This window comes from Microcoleus sp. B4-C1 (assembly GCF_036705285.1).
In the GTDB taxonomy this organism is placed as follows: domain Bacteria; phylum Cyanobacteriota; class Cyanobacteriia; order Cyanobacteriales; family Microcoleaceae; genus Microcoleus.
Genome location: NZ_JAUBUC010000006.1, coordinates 112,859 through 129,641, shown reverse-complemented (window position 1 = coordinate 129,641; position 16,783 = coordinate 112,859). Strand labels below are relative to the sequence as shown.

The window sequence follows — 16,783 nt, the reverse complement described above, 5'->3', positions numbered from 1 at the left end:
ATAAGTTTCCCACGATCCCAGACCCATGCAAATACTACCCTTGACAATTTCCTTTTTTCCTTAACTTGTCACCAATGGCCGGGGATTGAAATCCCCGTCTCATAGCGAAAGTCGGTTGAAACCGACTGAATAGCTAATCAAATTCAACAATTGCGGATTTCATTCCTATGCAAGAGGACTTAAGCTTTTAGCCAGGGGTTTCAACCCCTGGCGGATTGACGGAATGGCGAATTTGGCCGAATGGCTGCTATTAGCTAATCTCAAAATTCATAACTTCCCAAGCCCAATGCTTGGCGAGCTCGATCGTCAAAATTCGGGTCAATTTCCTTTGACTTTTGAAAATAAGCGCGAGATTCAGCATCCTTACCTAAAGTCCGGGCGATCGCACCAGCCCGGTAAAACATACCCGCATCCCGAATCCCCGATCGCACTATTTCGGCCATCACTCGATCGGCCTTTTGCCATTCCCCAGCGGCGGAAAGCGCCCAAGCCAAAGTATCCAAAGTCACAGCATCGCGCCGAATTTTCACCTCCTCCTGCATTAGCGCCAGCGCTTCCGCGACATCCTGCGATCGACCTTTTTCCAGCAGCAAACTCGCTAAATCCCTGCGGTGCCCAAAACCGCCAGATCCAGAAACCTGTTCCTGTCGCAGCCCCGCTTCTGCTTTGTCGCGAAGTCGCCCGGATTCGATCGCATCTCCCTGCAAATCCTTCACCCTCGCCATACCGCGATCGACAATGCGATCGAACACAGTCTCAACCCCGCCAGAATACGCAGAAACCTTGCTGTAATAGCCTTCCGCCTCCCGATAATTGCCCTGCCGCGCCTCCAAATCCGCCAAATAAATCAGCGCCAGCGGGTATCGTGGCACCAACCGCAGCGCCTCCAAAAACAGCGCTTTCGCCTGCACAAACTGCCCGCGACGCGCGTAAAATCGACCCAAGAGCGATCGGGCCCGCGCCGAACCAGCAACCTCTCCCGGTTCCTCCGCCGCCATTGCTTGGCGGTAATCCTGCAAAACCTCAGCATCTCGGCCCTGAGACTCTCTCACTAAAGCTCTCAAAGTGAGAGAACCCAAGTTCGGAATCCGGTTAACTAAGGCTTCTGCGGCTACATTTGCCTCGCTCACTTTTCCCATCGCTAAGTGAGATGTAACTGAAAGGGCGATCGCATCTTCATTGTCAGAACCCGCCTGTTTAGCAAAGCGCAAAGCAGTAGCAAAATCGTGTCTTGCCTCAGCAATTCGAGCTAAAACTAACAGCGCACCTTGGTTGTCAAAAGGCAAATCGGCGATCGACCTTTGAGCCGCCTGTTCCGCCAATAAAAACCAACCTCCCTCCCCAGTAGCGCGAGCCATTTTTAAATAAGATCCTGCCAGTGCCGCCCGGTTCAAACCGCTGCGGGAATCAACTGCCAACCGCTGCTGGTAAAAAGCAATCTCTTGCTGAATTGCTTCTTTTTGATTGGGATTATTTCTCAAACTTTCCGAAAAATGATAGCGGTAATTAGTATCGAGATTTTCGGGACTTTGGTTTAAAAAAATATCTGAAATAAAACGCCAATTAGGAGGTAAATTCACTACTACCATCCCAACTAAAGGAACCACTATCAGCAGCCAATACGAGACAATATCCGATTTTATTTTGTGTTGAATTTTAGTTTTCATACATCCGCGTTAATCAGCGTTCATCTGCGGTTCAAAAAAGTATTTTCAATATGTCATTAGCCAATAAGCAATGACTAATGACTAATGACTAATTAGGCAAAGCCAAATAAGGAAAAGTCGGTTCTAAAGGTTTGTGTCCCTGAGCCGGATTTCCCGGAGTTCCGTTATATGAAACGTTATCCCCAACCGGAGAACCCACCAAAGCTCCCAGAGTGATATCAATAACGTCGTCCATCAGCATACGACCTCCGATCAAGCTTCCTTGAGCATTTGTAGCGCTAGCGTAGCCGCTGGTTTTTGTGGTATCGATCCGCATGACATCGGGTAAGAAAGCTCCGGCGATCGCATTTGGATCGACATTATCCCGACCGTCCAAAAGATCGACAGCATTCAAAGTAGCAACAGCTTCCTGACGCACCGGAGCAGCAGCAGCGCTCAAATCCAATCTCGGAGGAATATTATTGAATGCTTCCAGATAAGCGGGAGTAACTATCAAACCCTCATTAATTGCAGGTCTTGCCAAACGCTCGAATTGTTTAAAACCGCCAGCTCCATCCCGGATCGAAACTGTTGACCAAACATCAAAAGTATTGGCCCCTGTTCCTGCTTGCAAAAACGCTTTCGGAACGCGGACAGCAATTGTATTGACGTTGTAACCTTTAGTAAAGTCGATCGCTTGACTCGGTTCTTTAAAAGCAGTGCGCGGCCCCGTTCCCAAAGCTGCGGCGCGAACTCGGAAAAATTGTTCCACATCAAAGAAAAACGGGTCTTCGCGTAAACCCGCAAATACAGTCAAGTTAGAACCGCCCACAGGTACTGTATTCACAACAGCATTAGAATTCAGCGGAGTTGTGGCAATTAGCCCGCCGTTAACTGTAGTCTTAGCAACAGTCTCCGAGCCGTTGCGAACAACAGTTACAGCTACCGCTTGCATACCTCTATTGTTAGGCGGACTGAAGGCAAACCGCAAGATAATATCCGAACGTCCAGTAGGTGTAGAATTCACGTCACTTACTTGCGTGATGTGAAATTGGTAGAGGGCTGTAGTGCTGAAATAATATTGATAACGGGCGACAGACCTGGGATTTGAATTCATGGTAAATACTAAATCCCCGTCCGCAGCACCGGAGTTTTGGTCTTTTTCGCGATATACATATAGGTCAGTTAAATTGACCGCGCGACCTTTGATATCTACTTCGCCGTCGTCGTGGTCAGAAGCGACAATTATCCCTGGAGTTAATAGAGCAATTAGAGCTACTTCAATAGCTAGTATGGTTCGGCGAATTTTTTGTGTGAGCTTCACAGTTAGCACCTTTATTGCAATGAATTTTTTGCACAAATCAATGGTAAATAACCCGCATTCGCGGGTTTTACTTTTGTAGCAACAGGTTGAAATCTGTCAACCTGTCGGGCTTTTGCGCTATTGCTGAGCCTTCTCCTATTGGTGGTATACGAAGGTTTGGCAATTTTGGATCTGTGCTTCAAGATAAATTTATGGAAAAAAGTGTGTTATTGAGGATTTACTCGTTCCCGGACTATGCTTGGGAATGCCTGCTCCCAGACAAGGCTTCCCTCGATCGAGTGGAGCCACAGCCTCGCTTATACGGGTTCCCAGGCTCTTCTTGGGAGCGATCGAACAAAGCTTGGGAACGAGTGAATGGCGCTGTTTTGAGTGTTCAGGCTCCGGGCATTTCTTCGTTCTGCATAAAGCGGATTGCTAAGTCTCAACCAAATCATTAATTAGGTGGTAAAATTCCAGATGACTTGGGATTTTTACAATTCAAAGCACGACAAAGTTAGCCTAAAAAGGCATACTCCAGTTTGTACCCCAACTTCAAACTTACAATTATGTTCTGTAGTGATATACGCCGAATTTTTAATTTTGGATCTGTGCAGTCAAAACAAAAATTTTAGGTACACTGAGATGACAGGCCAGAAGTCAGGCGATGAATCGCTGCTTTTAGTGCAGATTGCCCAGAAAGACCAAACGGCATTAGCTAAACTTTACGATCGCTACGGTCGCCCAAGTTACGCTCTCGCTTACAAAATCCTGGGTTCGGTAGAAGAAGCTGAAGAAGTGGTAATCGATGTTTTTTCCCAAATTTGGCAAAAAGCAGCAACTTACGATCCTTCTCGCAGTCGAGCAGATACGTGGTTGTTCATGCTGACCCGCAGTCGTTCCCTCGATCGGCTGCGAGCGATGCAGCGAACAGTCCGGGCTGCTGAAGCTTGTCTGGAAGAGGCTAAAATACCCATCTCTAGCGTTGCAGAACCGATGGAAGATGCAATGTTTAAAGAACGCCGCGAACAAGTCCAAGCAGCCTTAGAAAAACTGCCAAAGGAACAGCAACAGGCGATCGAACTCGCTTACTACCAAGGGCTGACTTGCGCGGCGATATCAGCTAAAACTGGTATCCCCACAGGTACAATCAAAACCAGAATTCGATTGGGTATTTCCAAATTGCGTCAAGCTTTGAGCGAAGAATTTTAGATTGTCAAAAAATTAAATTTAAGTTGTTTAACATCAATCTAAAATTCTGGCATCTCCCATCATCCATCTTGAGTGCGAGGGCAGCAGACCAATTTCAAGTTTAAAATTAACCTAGGCTGAATTACAATTAATGGCGGAAAACAGATGGAAATGATGCCAGACGAGGAATATAAAATCCTTGCAGCCCTTCAAGCTCTCGATATCCTCGACGAGTCAGAACGCGGCGCATTTGCAGAGAAATTGAAAGAGTCCGCAGAACTTACAAGTGAATTAGCTGCTTTGGAATCAACAATTGCCGCGATCGCCTACACAGCCCCCCCAGTTCCCGTCGCACCCGACCTGAAAAACCGCCTGTTACAGCGCATAGCCGAACTGCAGCCAACCCCGGCAGAATCAGTCAATATAAAGCCAATTGTTACCTCTCCAACCGAGAACAATACTCCATCTTTAATAGTGCGATCGCACGATGTCAAATGGAAATCTTATGGAGTTCCGGGACTTTCGTTTGGCAAGCTTTATATTGACAAACAAAAGCGCGAAATTACCTGCTTGATGCGACTAGAACCGGGAGTAACATTTCCCATGCACCGACACGCTGGCTCGGAGGAAGTGCTTGTATTAGAAGGAGACTTAATTGTAGAAGGGGAAATTTGCCATCAAGGCGACTACATTCGATCGGTTCCCGGTTCCACACATTCGCCCCTCACGCAAGGGGGATGTTTGCTGTTAATGAAAACTTCCCTAGACAACGAAATGTTCGTCTGATATTATGTTGGTTGAATTGCCGACAGCTTGGAGGGCGGGTTTATGTAGATTTTTAGTTAGAATTACAGATTGTTGGTGAAACCCGCCCCTACAATTATTTTGGTTAATTTACCGGACGCGATCTAACTCAAAAACACCCGCATTGCTCGCCATTCGGCGGTTAGAAATGCCAACTCTATCACGTAATTACAATGCTAAAATACTCGCATATAACTGCTGTTTTGTCCGCCGTTATTATACAATTTGTACCCAGTGACAAAAGCGCGATCGCCCAAGAACGCGAAGGATGTTTTCTTGTTAATTCAGTGGGAGAAGTAATTAACTTAAATTTGTTGTGTTCGCCTCAAGAATCCGACATTAAGCTGACAGGAAACGATGGGAAATTTATCGAAGACTATCAACGCTTAGCAAAAAGCTACTCTCCCGAAGCAACGGATAATTTACTGCAAGCAATCCGAAGGGCCCCTGGTCAAAAAATTGCGGCCGCTAAAAGAATGTGTGCGGAAGCAAAATCGGGAGTTTCTCTGCCGGAAGTTAAATTAAGAGCGATCGGGCAAGCTGTCAGTATCGAAAATCCAACTGCCAAAGAAAGTTTTCTGGCGGATGCCGATATTATTACCACCCTTGCCGCCAATCATTATTGCCCGGAATTAGCCAGTAAGTAATATCATGAAATCTGTCAGTCCTCCCGCTCATCGGCAGTCCGCCAGGGAATGAATTCCCTGTCTCATAGGTAAAGTCCTCTCAAAGAGGACTGAAGAACTCATTAGTCCTCGTAGCGAGGAATTTCGCTTTGAGCCAGGGGTTTCAACAATAGCCGGACTGAGGGTTTAACGTTAAGTTGACACGCCTTGGGTAAGGCATTATTTCAGTTTTGATTTTACAGGAGTGCAAGGGGGAACGATCGCACTTCTAAAAAACGCTTTTTACAAAACTGAGATTCTCCCACGGTAATACGGCGTCTTCACTTGCAGCTACAATATGAATTGTCCTCTTGTCGCGCAATGATCGATGAAATTACCGGACATGAGATGAAACATTTAAAATCAAGTTCCGCCGACTTGCGGGATTTATTCAAAGACAGCATTACAGTTAAATACCTCGCGGAACCGCTGAAAGCTGTCCCCGCTTGCGAAGACGCAGCCAAATTGCGATCGTGGATGGAGGCCCGCGATTTTGACGTAATCGGGATCGAAGAAAACGGCACGGTTTGCGGCTATGTAGAAAGATCGCACTTAATCGCAGGTAAGTGCAGCGACTACCAGCAAATTTTTCACCCCTCCCAATTAATTGCCGCCTCGACTCCTTTGATGGAATTGCTGCCGCTGCTGCGAGAAAAACCCAGATTATTTGTATTGGAAAGCAACAGGATCGACGGGATTGTTACCTGTGGCGATTTACAAAAAGCACCGGTGCGGATGCTGCTGTTTGGATTGGTGACGCTTTTGGAAATGAATTTATTGCGGATCGTGCGGATTTACTTTCCCCAAGATTCTTGGCAAAAATTGCTTAAGGGCGATCGTATTTTAGCAGCAAAACACCTTTGGCAATTGGGGCGATCGCGAAATGAAGCAATTGACTTAATCGATTACCTGCAATTCTGCGACAAGCGAGATTTAATCCTGACTTCTGCTGAAATAGTCGATCGGCTGGGGCTCAAATCCAAACGCTACGGGGAGCGTTTTTTAAAGTCAGCAGAAGCATTGAGAAACAAATTAGCTCACGCTCAAGATTTAATCAACGGTTCTTCTTGGCCGGAAGTAATTTTTTTAGCTCAGGAAATAGAAGCGCTTTTGCAGCGTTGCGAAGAAATTGAAATGGCCGCACCTAATGAAGTAGAAAGCATTTAATCCTCGTCTTTTATAGAGAGACTTTGTTTGTAGTGTCGCCATTTCCATCGCCTATTTTGATAGAGGAAGGTGCGCCGAAGCGCACCCTAGATTTAGTTTTTAATTTTTAGTTTCCTGTTGGTATACTTAGGAACCCAGCCTTGAGCACTGGTGTAATACTGCAAGGCTTTCAAGTACAGCGACGGAGTGAGATAAAACCAATGTTCAGTATTAGCCGGCACTTTAATGTATTCTTCAGCTTCCAGCATTAATTGTACCTGAGAGCCGTTAGAATACACAAACCCAAAAACGCATTCCCCAGCTAAAATGTGAAGAACTTCTGCATCTGTGTGGGTGTGAGTGCGATCGCTTTGAGTCATCAGCGCGTAAATCTGCTGCGAACCTGGATGCAGCACTTTTAAGTCGCACCACTTATATCCGCTGGCGCGCTTAAACTGTTCAAACTCGCTATTATATGCTGCGAGAATCTGCTGTTTTTCTGTTACATTGAGAATGTCTTGAACTAGCAGTTCTTGAAACGCCGGATTTTCGTTGGCTGGCAGGGAATCGATCTCAATATTTAAAACTGCCAGTTGACTCGCGATCGCCCGGATATCCGTATATGTTCTACCGTCTTCTAGTTGCAGAACAGCCATATTACCACCTAATGTTTTGAGCTTTGAGGGAAATTTAGTTTCCATTTTTAAGCTGCTGTTTTAAGCTTTCGTCAAAAACTAAACTCCTGCTTATTTTCAATAATAGCCGATCGCTAAAATTCCATGTCCTGCCTCGCCAATTATCAAACCAATAGCACCCATCAAATAATTTGGTGGTTTTTTTAACTTTTATTTAATAAGATTTACTGGAGTTAATGTAAGGTGCACCATAAGCACCGCACAGCTTAACTAAAAACTCAAAACTTTCAAATCAGCATCCCCGCGATACAAGCAGTCATAAAACAAGCCACAGAGCCAGCAATCATCGCCCTCACGCCCAACCTCGCCAAATCGCCTTGCCGCTGCGGAGCCATCGCGCCAATTCCCCCAATCTGAATCCCGATCGAACCAATGTTAGAAAACCCGCACAAAGCATAAGTCGAGATAATTTGCGATCGTTCAGAAATCGCCTGTTGTTTCACCAATTCCATCAAATCTAAATAAGCAATAAACTCATTCAAAATCGTTTTTTTTCCCAAAACAATCCCCACCTCTGCACAATCAGCCCAAGGCACCCCCATCAGCCAAGCAACCGGAGCCATCAAATAAGCAAAAATTAATTCTAGCGACAACTGAGGCAAACTAATTAGCCCTCCAAACCACCCCAAAAGCGCATTAAAAAAAGCCAACAAACCCAAAAAAGCAATCAGCATAGCGGCCACATTCGCCGCCAACTTCAACCCGTCGCTAGCACCCGAAGCCGCCGCATCTACCGCATTAGCATAAACCTGTTCTACCTTCACCTCCACCTCCCCAGCAGTCAGCGACTTTTCAGTTTCCGGGTACAGCAATTTAGAAATAGCCAAAGCTGCTGGTGCAGACATCACCGACGCCGAAATTAAATGTTGAGCCGGTACTCCAAAAGAAATATAAGCTGCCATGACTCCGCCGGCAATTGTGGCAAATCCTCCCGTCATGACAGCATGAAGTTCCGAGAGCGTCATCGCCCCCAAATAAGGTTTAATTAACAAAGGAGCTTCGGTTTGCCCGATAAAGATATTCCCAGCACAAGAAAGCGTTTCTGCGCCGGAAGTTTTCATGGTTTTAATCATCAACCATGCCACTGCTTGCACAACTCGCTGCAAAATGCCGTAGTGATAAAGTATGGTGATAAACGAAGAGAAAAAAATGATAGTCGGCAGCACTTTAAAAGCGATAAAGTGTTCAGCAAAATTGTCTCCAAATATAAACTTTGCCCCCACATCAGAAAAATTGAGAAACTGCGTCACCAAATCTCCCAAAAATTTAAAGACAGCCAAACCAGGAGCAGTTTTGAGAATCAAAATAGCAAAAATTAGCTGTAAAGCAATTCCCCACAATACGGGCGGCCACTTGACAGCGCGCCGATCGACTGAAAAGACGTAGGACAAACCGACAAAAACAGCTAACCCGAATACAGAAATAAGTCGTTCCATGTATAGCAATTTTTAGAGAATCTACAGCAAGCTTTTATCGTTACCAGGCTCTGGTAATCCAGATTAACAGCCCGATCGTACTTTATCTCGTTTCCAGAGGTTGCCATGAGTTCGCGGCGCGGGCGGCACAGCCCCGGAAGGCGTGTAATACACGATGCCGCCCGATCGCATACAATCTGGGCCAGTTTCGCTTACAATAAAAGGCTAAACCTCAAAATCACGGCGCAGCCTAATTGCTGCTACTTTTATGTCTCTACCTATAGTTGCTATTATTGGACGCCCCAATGTAGGCAAATCGACGCTCGTCAACCGTTTAGCCAACACCCAAGACGCGATCGTCCACGACGAACCAGGAATCACGCGCGATCGCACTTACAGACCAGCATACTGGGGCGATCGGGAATATCAAGTCGTAGACACCGGCGGGCTAGTATTCGACGACGAAACAGAATTTTTGCCTTTAATTCGCGAACAAGCAATGGCGGCCCTCGCAGAAGCCAGCGCAGCCATTTTCGTAGTAGACGGAAAAACCGGGCTCACCGGCGGCGACGAATCGATCGCATCTTGGCTGAGACTGCAAAAAGTCCCAGTCATTCTCGCCGTCAACAAATGCGAATCCGAAAATACAGGGCTTACCCAAGCAGCCGACTTTTGGCAATTGGGACTCGGAGAACCTTACCCAGTTTCCGGCATTCACGGTAACGGCACCGGCGAATTGCTTGACAAATTAATTACTTACCTTCCCACAGAAGTATTACCCGAAGTTGAGGAAATTAAAGTAGCAATTATCGGTCGTCCCAACGTCGGCAAATCGAGTTTGTTAAACGCATTTCTCGGAGAAAATCGCGCCATAGTCAGCCCAATTTCCGGCACAACCCGCGACGCGATCGACACCTTAGTAGAACGCAACGGTAAAACCTACCGCCTGATCGACACAGCCGGAATTCGCAAAAAGAAAAACGTCGAATACGGCGCAGAATTTTTCGGCATCAACCGCGCTTTCAAAGCCATCCGTCGCGCCAACGTCATACTATTAGTAATTGACGCAATCGACGGCGTTACCGATCAAGACCAAAAATTAGCCGATCGCATCAGCCAAGAAGGTCGCGCCTGCATCATAGTCGTCAACAAATGGGATGCCATAGAAAAAGAGTCCGACACAATATACGAGTACGAAAGAGAAGTCAGAACCCGACTTTATTTCCTCGACTGGGCAGAAATGATTTTTGTTAGCGCCATGAGTGGACAGCGAGTTGAAAAAATCATTGAATTAGTAGACAAAGCCTCCGACGAACACAAACGCCGCGTCCCTACCGCAGTCATTAACGAAGTCATAGAAGAAGCCACAACCTGGCACTCAGCCCCAGTTACCCGCCAAGGAAAACAAGGCAAAATCTATTACGGTACTCAAGTGCGATCGCAGCCACCGACAATCGCCCTATTTGTCAACGATCCCAAACGCTTCACCGAAAATTACCGCCGCTACATGGAAAGCCAATTCCGCAAACACCTCGGCTTTACCGGTACACCAATGCGGCTACTTTGGAGAGGCAAAAAAGTTCGTGCCACCGAAATGAGCACAACAAACAGAGCACTGCGCGTGAAGTGATTTTAGATTTTAGATTTTGGATTTTAGATTAAAGAGAAAACGCAGTTTAATGGTATAATTAAGTTGCGATTTTTTTCTTTTGTCTTCCTTCGCCTCTTGGCAATTCAATTACTTGGTATTTGAAACAATTCCAAATCAAACAATCTAAAATCTCAAATCGCAAGGTGGACGAACAAGAGTTTAAAAGAAGAACAAAGCAGCTAGCATTGAGAGTTATTAAGCTAGTAGATGCGCTGCCCAAAGGCTCCGCTTCTCAGGTAATTGGCAAGCAGTTAATTCGTTCAGCAACTTCTGTAGGAGCCAATTATTGAGCGGCTTGTCGTGCGAAGTCAACAGCAGACTTAATTTCTAAACTCAGGATAGTGGAAGAAGAAGCGGATGAAAGTCTTTACTGGATGGAGTTAATAGTTGAAGCTGAATTGGTAGATGCCACTAAATTGAAAAGTATCATGTCAGAAACAAATGAGATTTTAGCGATGACAGTTGCGTCCATCAAAACTTTAATTGCTAAAAACCCAACAGCAAATCGCAAATAAAAAAATGTCAAAATTCAACAAAAATTTCCTATCAAAAATCAAAAAATTAAATAATCCCCAATCAAAAAATCAATTGCTCAATCAAATAATCCCATTCAAAAATCAATCCCTCAATCCCTCAATCAATCAATCCCTCAATCCCTCAATCCCTCAATCCCTCAATCAATCCCTCAATCCCTCAATCAATCAATCCCTCAATCAATCAATCCCTCAATCTAAAATCTAAAATCTAAAATCTAAAATCGACAAGATGGACTTACTTCGATCGCTCCCCATAGGACTTTACCTAGAACAACCCGTAACCTGGCTTCACCGGCTAGACTCCCGCGTCAAATTAGCTTGGTTGATGACATTTCTGATTGCACCAATACTCGCCAATCCCATCTGGCGGTTGATGCTAGTAGGAATGTTAATCGTACTGACACTAACTGCAGCAATTCCATTGCGCGTGTGGAAACAGCAAATGGGACTGCTGCTGCTATTTTGCCTATTAGTATTTTGCCTCAGCGCGATCGCCCCCGACGGACTCCCCGCAGAACACCAGCCCCGCATCCCCGCCGACGAATTAACCTTTTCCCAACAGTCGGCAACCCTTCCACCCCCTCAAAAGCCCAAACCCTGGTACCAATCTTTTAACTTAGGCTCAAACTCCCCAATCCCCAATCCCAAAGCCCAAAGCCCAAATCAACTCCCCCAACCCACAAACTACCGTTACGTTTTATTAAAACAAGGCCCGATTAAAATCACTCGCAAATCCCTAGATTTAGCTATCAACGTCAGCACCCTATTTTTCACAGTAATTTACAGCACCAACCTCTACCTTCTCACCACAGCCAGCGAAGAAATTACCGCCGCCCTTGAAAACTTAATGCAGCCCCTGCGCCGCTTGAACTGGCCTATTACCGAAATAGCCTTAACATTAACTTTATCTTTGCGATTTATTCCCCTAGTATTGGAAGAAATACAAAATTTAGTGCGATCGGTCAGAACCAGAGCGATAAACTGGAAAAAACTAGGATTTCGCAGCGCCGCTCAAGTGTGGTTGATGATAGCCGAGAGGCTGTTAGAAAACTTGCTCCTGCGAGCTGAACAAATTGCCAGCGCCATGAAAGTTCGCGGCTTCACCAGTCCCGATCGACACCGTGTAGAATGGCACCAGTTGCAATTGAAAATCCGAGACTGGATCGCCCTCGGCTGCTTGCTCGTCCTCTGGAGCGCCCGTTTTGTTTGGGGGTGGGACAGTTGAGATTTTAGATTTTAGATTTTAGATTTTAGATTGATTGATTGATTGATTGATTGATTGATTAGATTTGAGATTGAAGAATTGGGAATGACTGATGAAGCTCGTCGTTTGGAGTACAGGCCAACATTTGAGTAAGTTTTGTCTGGTGCGCGACAGTCCTGCTAAAGTAATGGAGACAAATATTTAGAGAACCAAGACCTTGAACATCTATCTTGGGACAGATGTTGCGATTTTAGATTTTAGATTTTAGATTTTAGATTGATTAGATTTGAGATTGAAGAATTGGGAAGGAAAGATTCGAGCGGGCTTTGAAGCACGGGCATACATTTGAGTCAATACGCTTGGGTTAGTGCTAAAAAAACCGATCGTGCGTAGGTTGGGTTGAGGAACGAACCCTCCGTTTCACTCCGCCCAACATTTTCGCTACAATTTTCCTTAACTGAACCGTATTGACATTTGAGTAAGTTTTGTCTGGTGCGCGACAGTCCTGCTAAAGTAATGGAGACAAATATTTAGAGAACCAAGACCTTGAACATCTATCTTGGGACAGATATCGTATATGTTCCCCGCATTCAAGCTGCATTAGACCGGTTTGGCGATCGCTTTCTCGAAAAAGTTTACACGCCCGCCGAACAAAGGGATTGCGGACAACAAAATTCTCAACACAGCAGCATTAAAGGTAAAATGAATCGAGTTTCCTGCAACCAGCTAGCGGGCCGCTGGGCAGCAAAAGAAGCCGTTGTCAAAGCTCTAGGCACGGGATGGCGGGGAATACGGTATGCAGATGTGGAAATTCGGCGCTCCGAAAACGGTGCTCCAAACGTGCAACTGCACGGAACCGCAGCAGCACAAGCCTCTGTTTGGGGAAATTGCCAGTGGCAATTGAGCCTCAGCCACGACGGAGACTATTGCACCGCTACGGCGATCGCCCTTTGTACCCCGCCGTCAAACAACGCTGTCGAGCGATCGAGCGAAACTAAAATCTAAAATCTAAATCTTTAATCTAAAATTGATAGATTGTGAGTGTGAATGACTACCGAAACTTACCTGAATCATCCAAACTTTGGCCTCCTCTTCAGGGTATCCCAGGTTGAAGACAGCCAAGAATTATTTACCACCCTATACGCCCAACGCCTGTTTTTTTTGGTGACAAACGGCCCTGGCGGGCTGAGATTTGAACCAATCAGTCGCTCCGACGCTCGCCTCATGGTCGAAATTCGCCTGCGAACCCTGCGTCGCAGCGGTCAATATCAGGAGTACGACCAATTGCAGACCATTCACCAGCGCACATTTCAATAACGAAAATCAATAATTTTGTAATTGGTAACTGTCTAAATTTTCCTTCCCTCCCGTCAAGAGCGTTGAGCACCCATGACCATAGCCTCTCGAATTAACAGCATTCGCCAACACTTGCCGGAATCAGTGCGGTTAATTGCCGTTACCAAACAGGTATCGACTGATGCTATCCGCGAAGCATACGACGGCGGTATCCGGGATTTTGGCGAGAGTAAGGTTCAAGAGACTGTCGAAAAACAAAGCCAACTGCAAGATTTGCCGGATATCAACTGGCACTTGATCGGGCACTTGCAAGCCAACAAATCCGCCAAGGCCCTAGAGCATTTCCAGTGGATTCACTCTCTCGACAATTTAAAACTCGCTCAGCGACTTTCGCGCTTGGCGGGGGAAATGTCCTGCTCTCCCCAAGTCTGCCTGCAGGTCAAAATGTTGCCCGACCCGGACAAATACGGCTGGAGCGTTCCAGAACTGCTGGCTGACCTTCCAGAACTCAACAAATGTCAGCATATCAAAATTCAAGGTTTGATGACAATTCCTCCGCTGGGATTAGATGACTCGCAAATCCTAGAATTATTTAACAGCACCCGCGAACTTGCTGACAAAATCCAGCAGCAAAATTTGCCCTACATTCAAATGCAGCAGCTCTCGATGGGGATGTCGGGAGATTATCATTTGGCAATTCAAGCAGGTGCTACTATGGTACGGCTAGGACAAACCTTATTTGGCTCTAGGAGGGGATAAATAATTGAAATCTTCTGATAAAGACAATTTGGGTTAAATATAGAATAGTCAGCCACCCGCGACTAACGCGCAACGCGAGTATAGTCGGGGCAGCAAAGTCGTAAAGGAGCGTGAATCATGAATATTTTTTCTAAACTGCGAGATTTTGTAGGGATCAACAATGAGCCTGAGTACGATGACGTGTACGACGAAACGGAAGGGGAGCGCTATCAGAACTTCTACCAAGCGCCTGAACCCAACCCCGCTGCAGTCGCAGCAGAAGAAGAACGTCGTCAAAATCGTAGAATGCGAGAGCGGTCAGTAGTAGGATCGACAGGTATGGATGTAGTTGCACCAACCGGGGGAGTAGGGTCAGTAATGAATAACGTGATTGGAATGCCTGGAGCTATGAACGGGATTTCGGAAGTAGTCGTAATGGAGCCGCGCACTTTTGAAGAGATGCCGGCAGCAATTCGAGCCCTTAAGGAACGGAAGTCTGTGGTTTTGAACCTGACGGTGATGGACCCAGACCAAGCGCAAAGAGCTGTGGACTTTGTGGCGGGCGGTACTTATGCCCTTGACGGTCATCAAGAGCGAATTGGCGAAAGTATTTTCTTGTTTACGCCTAGCTGCGTGCAGGTGAGAACTCAGTCTGGTGTGGTTCACGAAGTGCCTCCTGCTCAGGGACGCCCTCGTGCTGCTGCTCCTGCACCGACAGTCTGGCCGGCAGAACAAGCTACCATCGCTCAGTAGTTATTAGTTAGTAGTTATTAGTCATTAGTCATCTGTCTTTAGTCTTTAGTTATTAGCCAGTAAGCTTTTAACTAGCGAGATCCTGAATTTTGTATCCTTAGTTCTGGGCGCTTAACTCTTAGCTAAGGCGGAGAACTGATAATTAATGGCAACTAATAATTAATGACTAATGACTAGCATAAAATAGTAAGGTGCGTCGCTTTCTAATTTTCGATCGAACTTGTAAATTGTTGCGGGCGACGCACCCTACAAGGTAGCACTGTAGACTAATGACTAATGACTAATGACTAATGACTAATGACTAACATAAAATTTGGTACGATCGGCGGTGGGGTAATGGGAGAAGCTCTCTTATCCCGCTTAATAGCACAAAAAGTTTATTTGCCTTCAGAAATATTGGTGAGCGAGCCTGGGGTAAAGCGCCGCGAGTTTTTGGCTAACAAATACGGGATTGGAACAACAGCCAGCAATCTAGAAGTTGCTGCAGCTACAGAAGTGCTGTTTTTGGCGATTAAACCGCAAGTTTTTGATACGGTAGCTTTGGAGTTGGCGGTGGCGGCCGATCGCAAACAGGGAAATAATGGAGAAACGGCTAATTCCCAGCCAGAAGCGCTGGTAGTGTCGATTTTGGCAGGAGTACCACTGAGCAAGCTCGAACCAGCCTTCCCAGGGCGGGGAGTGCTGCGGGTGATGCCGAATACTCCAGCCACGGTAGGAGCGGGAATGAGCGCGATCGCTCCGGGAAAACTCGTGCAACCGGCTGATTTAGAATTGGTAAAGCGCATCTTTCAAGCCGTGGGAGAAGTGGTAGAAGTACCTGAGAGTATGCTCGATGCGGTGACTGGACTTTCGGGTTCCGGCCCTGGTTATGTAGCAATTTTGATAGAGGCCTTGACAGATGGCGGAGTTTGTGCTGGACTGCCACGGGCGATCGCCTCTCAATTAGCTTTACAAACAGTATTCGGTACAGCGAAGCTAATGCAAGAAACGGGAATGCACCCGGCACAATTGAAAGATCAAGTTACGAGTCCCGGCGGCACAACTATTGCGGGAATTGCTAAATTAGAGAGTAACGGCTTTCGTTCTGCCCTAATCGAAGCAGTGAAAGCAGCTTGTTTGCGTTCTCAAGAATTGGGTAAATAGGTGTTAGTGCCATGCTGACTTTAAAATTAGATTTAAGTCCGTGGATCAAGTTGACAGACGATCAGTTTTACGAACTGTGCCAACATCACCCCGATTATAAATTTGAACGGAATGCAAAAGGAGAACTGCTGATGGTTCCACCAACGGGAGGAGAAACGGGAAACCGTAATATGGATTTATCCTATCAATTGCAAGCTTGGAGTCGCCAAAATCCGAATCTAGGAATTGCTTTTGACTCTTCCACCTGTTTTAGACTCCCAAACGGTGCAACTCGTTCTCCCGATGCTTCTTGGATAAAACGCGAAAGATGGGAAGCTTTAACTCCCGAACAAAAAAGAAAATTTCCGCCACTGTGTCCTGATTTTGTAGTGGAATTGCGCTCGCCCACTGATTCTATCCGAGAAACGCGAGAGAAAATGCAGGAATATCGGGAAAATGGCGTTTGTTTGGGGTGGTTGATTGACCCGCAAACGCGGAGTGTGGAGATTTATAGGATCGATCGAGAAATAGAAATATTGCAGTCCCCTGTTACGCTGTCAGGGGAAGATATTTTGCCCGGATTTGTGTTGGAACTAGGGCCCGTTATGGGAAATAATTGAA

The 16,783-nt window shown here is 46.1% G+C and carries 17 protein-coding genes and 1 pseudogene; 14 read left to right on the top strand and 4 right to left on the bottom strand.

Annotation, left to right across the window (positions count from 1 at the left end; all coding sequences use genetic code 11):
* Nucleotides 1-260: 260 nt before the first annotated feature.
* Nucleotides 261-1,667: a hypothetical protein gene (locus QUB26_RS04265; protein WP_333316911.1), complete on the bottom strand. Its 1,407-nt coding sequence runs from the start codon at nucleotides 1,665-1,667 to the stop codon at nucleotides 261-263.
* Between the two features lie 88 nt (nucleotides 1,668-1,755).
* A complete protein-coding gene (locus QUB26_RS04260) occupies nucleotides 1,756-2,970 on the bottom strand; it encodes a DUF4331 domain-containing protein (protein WP_333238990.1) in 1,215 nt (404 codons plus the stop codon).
* A 191-nt stretch (nucleotides 2,971-3,161) separates the two neighbouring features.
* On the opposite strand from QUB26_RS04260, the gene QUB26_RS04255 reads away from it, so the two are divergent.
* From QUB26_RS04255 to QUB26_RS04235, 5 genes are all read left to right on the top strand, one after another.
* On the top strand, nucleotides 3,162-3,407 hold the full coding sequence (locus QUB26_RS04255) for a hypothetical protein (RefSeq protein ID WP_333238988.1): 246 nt from the start codon (nucleotides 3,162-3,164) through the stop codon (nucleotides 3,405-3,407).
* Nucleotides 3,408-3,591: 184 nt separating this feature from the next.
* Complete coding sequence (locus QUB26_RS04250; protein WP_333238985.1) at nucleotides 3,592-4,158, top strand: sigma-70 family RNA polymerase sigma factor; 567 nt, start codon at nucleotides 3,592-3,594, stop codon at nucleotides 4,156-4,158.
* Nucleotides 4,159-4,302: 144 nt separating this feature from the next.
* Nucleotides 4,303-4,923 (top strand): cupin domain-containing protein, encoded by a 621-nt coding sequence (locus QUB26_RS04245; protein ID WP_333316909.1) that lies wholly within the window; start codon nucleotides 4,303-4,305, stop codon nucleotides 4,921-4,923.
* 191 nt (nucleotides 4,924-5,114) lie between these two features.
* Nucleotides 5,115-5,588: a DUF732 domain-containing protein gene (locus tag QUB26_RS04240; protein ID WP_333316907.1), complete on the top strand. Its 474-nt coding sequence runs from the start codon at nucleotides 5,115-5,117 to the stop codon at nucleotides 5,586-5,588.
* Between the two features lie 366 nt (nucleotides 5,589-5,954).
* On the top strand, nucleotides 5,955-6,773 hold the full coding sequence (locus QUB26_RS04235) for a hypothetical protein (RefSeq protein ID WP_333238979.1): 819 nt from the start codon (nucleotides 5,955-5,957) through the stop codon (nucleotides 6,771-6,773).
* A 92-nt stretch (nucleotides 6,774-6,865) separates the two neighbouring features.
* Here QUB26_RS04235 and QUB26_RS04230 read toward each other — a convergent pair whose 3' ends face one another.
* On the bottom strand, nucleotides 6,866-7,453 hold the full coding sequence (locus QUB26_RS04230) for an acireductone dioxygenase (RefSeq protein WP_333238977.1): 588 nt from the start codon (nucleotides 7,451-7,453) through the stop codon (nucleotides 6,866-6,868).
* Nucleotides 7,454-7,674: 221 nt separating this feature from the next.
* Nucleotides 7,675-8,883 carry a NupC/NupG family nucleoside CNT transporter gene (locus tag QUB26_RS04225; RefSeq protein ID WP_333316905.1) on the bottom strand — a complete coding sequence of 403 codons (1,209 nt, stop codon included), beginning with the start codon at nucleotides 8,881-8,883 and terminating at the stop codon, nucleotides 7,675-7,677.
* Nucleotides 8,884-9,130: 247 nt separating this feature from the next.
* Between QUB26_RS04225 and der the strand changes: the two genes are divergently transcribed.
* From der to QUB26_RS04180, 9 genes and pseudogenes are all read left to right on the top strand, one after another.
* Nucleotides 9,131-10,492, top strand: a complete 1,362-nt coding sequence (gene der / locus QUB26_RS04220) for a ribosome biogenesis GTPase Der (protein ID WP_333210999.1) — start codon at nucleotides 9,131-9,133, stop codon at nucleotides 10,490-10,492.
* 164 nt (nucleotides 10,493-10,656) lie between these two features.
* Nucleotides 10,657-11,028 (top strand): annotated as a pseudogene (locus QUB26_RS04215) (four helix bundle protein).
* Nucleotides 11,029-11,278: 250 nt separating this feature from the next.
* Entirely contained in the window at nucleotides 11,279-12,274 is a 996-nt protein-coding gene (locus tag QUB26_RS04210; protein WP_333238973.1) for an energy-coupling factor transporter transmembrane protein EcfT, read from the top strand.
* A 525-nt stretch (nucleotides 12,275-12,799) separates the two neighbouring features.
* Nucleotides 12,800-13,258 (top strand): holo-ACP synthase, encoded by a 459-nt coding sequence (gene acpS / locus QUB26_RS04205; RefSeq protein WP_333210995.1) that lies wholly within the window; start codon nucleotides 12,800-12,802, stop codon nucleotides 13,256-13,258.
* A 42-nt stretch (nucleotides 13,259-13,300) separates the two neighbouring features.
* Nucleotides 13,301-13,570 (top strand): transcriptional coactivator PipX, encoded by a 270-nt coding sequence (gene pipX / locus QUB26_RS04200; RefSeq protein WP_006634205.1) that lies wholly within the window; start codon nucleotides 13,301-13,303, stop codon nucleotides 13,568-13,570.
* A 72-nt stretch (nucleotides 13,571-13,642) separates the two neighbouring features.
* On the top strand, nucleotides 13,643-14,308 hold the full coding sequence (locus QUB26_RS04195; protein ID WP_333238971.1) for a YggS family pyridoxal phosphate-dependent enzyme: 666 nt from the start codon (nucleotides 13,643-13,645) through the stop codon (nucleotides 14,306-14,308).
* Nucleotides 14,309-14,425: 117 nt separating this feature from the next.
* Entirely contained in the window at nucleotides 14,426-15,040 is a 615-nt protein-coding gene (locus QUB26_RS04190; RefSeq protein WP_333058022.1) for a cell division protein SepF, read from the top strand.
* A gap of 297 nt (nucleotides 15,041-15,337) precedes the next feature.
* Nucleotides 15,338-16,183, top strand: a complete 846-nt coding sequence (proC, locus tag QUB26_RS04185; RefSeq protein WP_333141028.1) for a pyrroline-5-carboxylate reductase — start codon at nucleotides 15,338-15,340, stop codon at nucleotides 16,181-16,183.
* A gap of 11 nt (nucleotides 16,184-16,194) precedes the next feature.
* Nucleotides 16,195-16,782: a Uma2 family endonuclease gene (locus QUB26_RS04180; RefSeq protein ID WP_333243443.1), complete on the top strand. Its 588-nt coding sequence runs from the start codon at nucleotides 16,195-16,197 to the stop codon at nucleotides 16,780-16,782.
* Nucleotide 16,783: the final 1 nt, after the last annotated feature.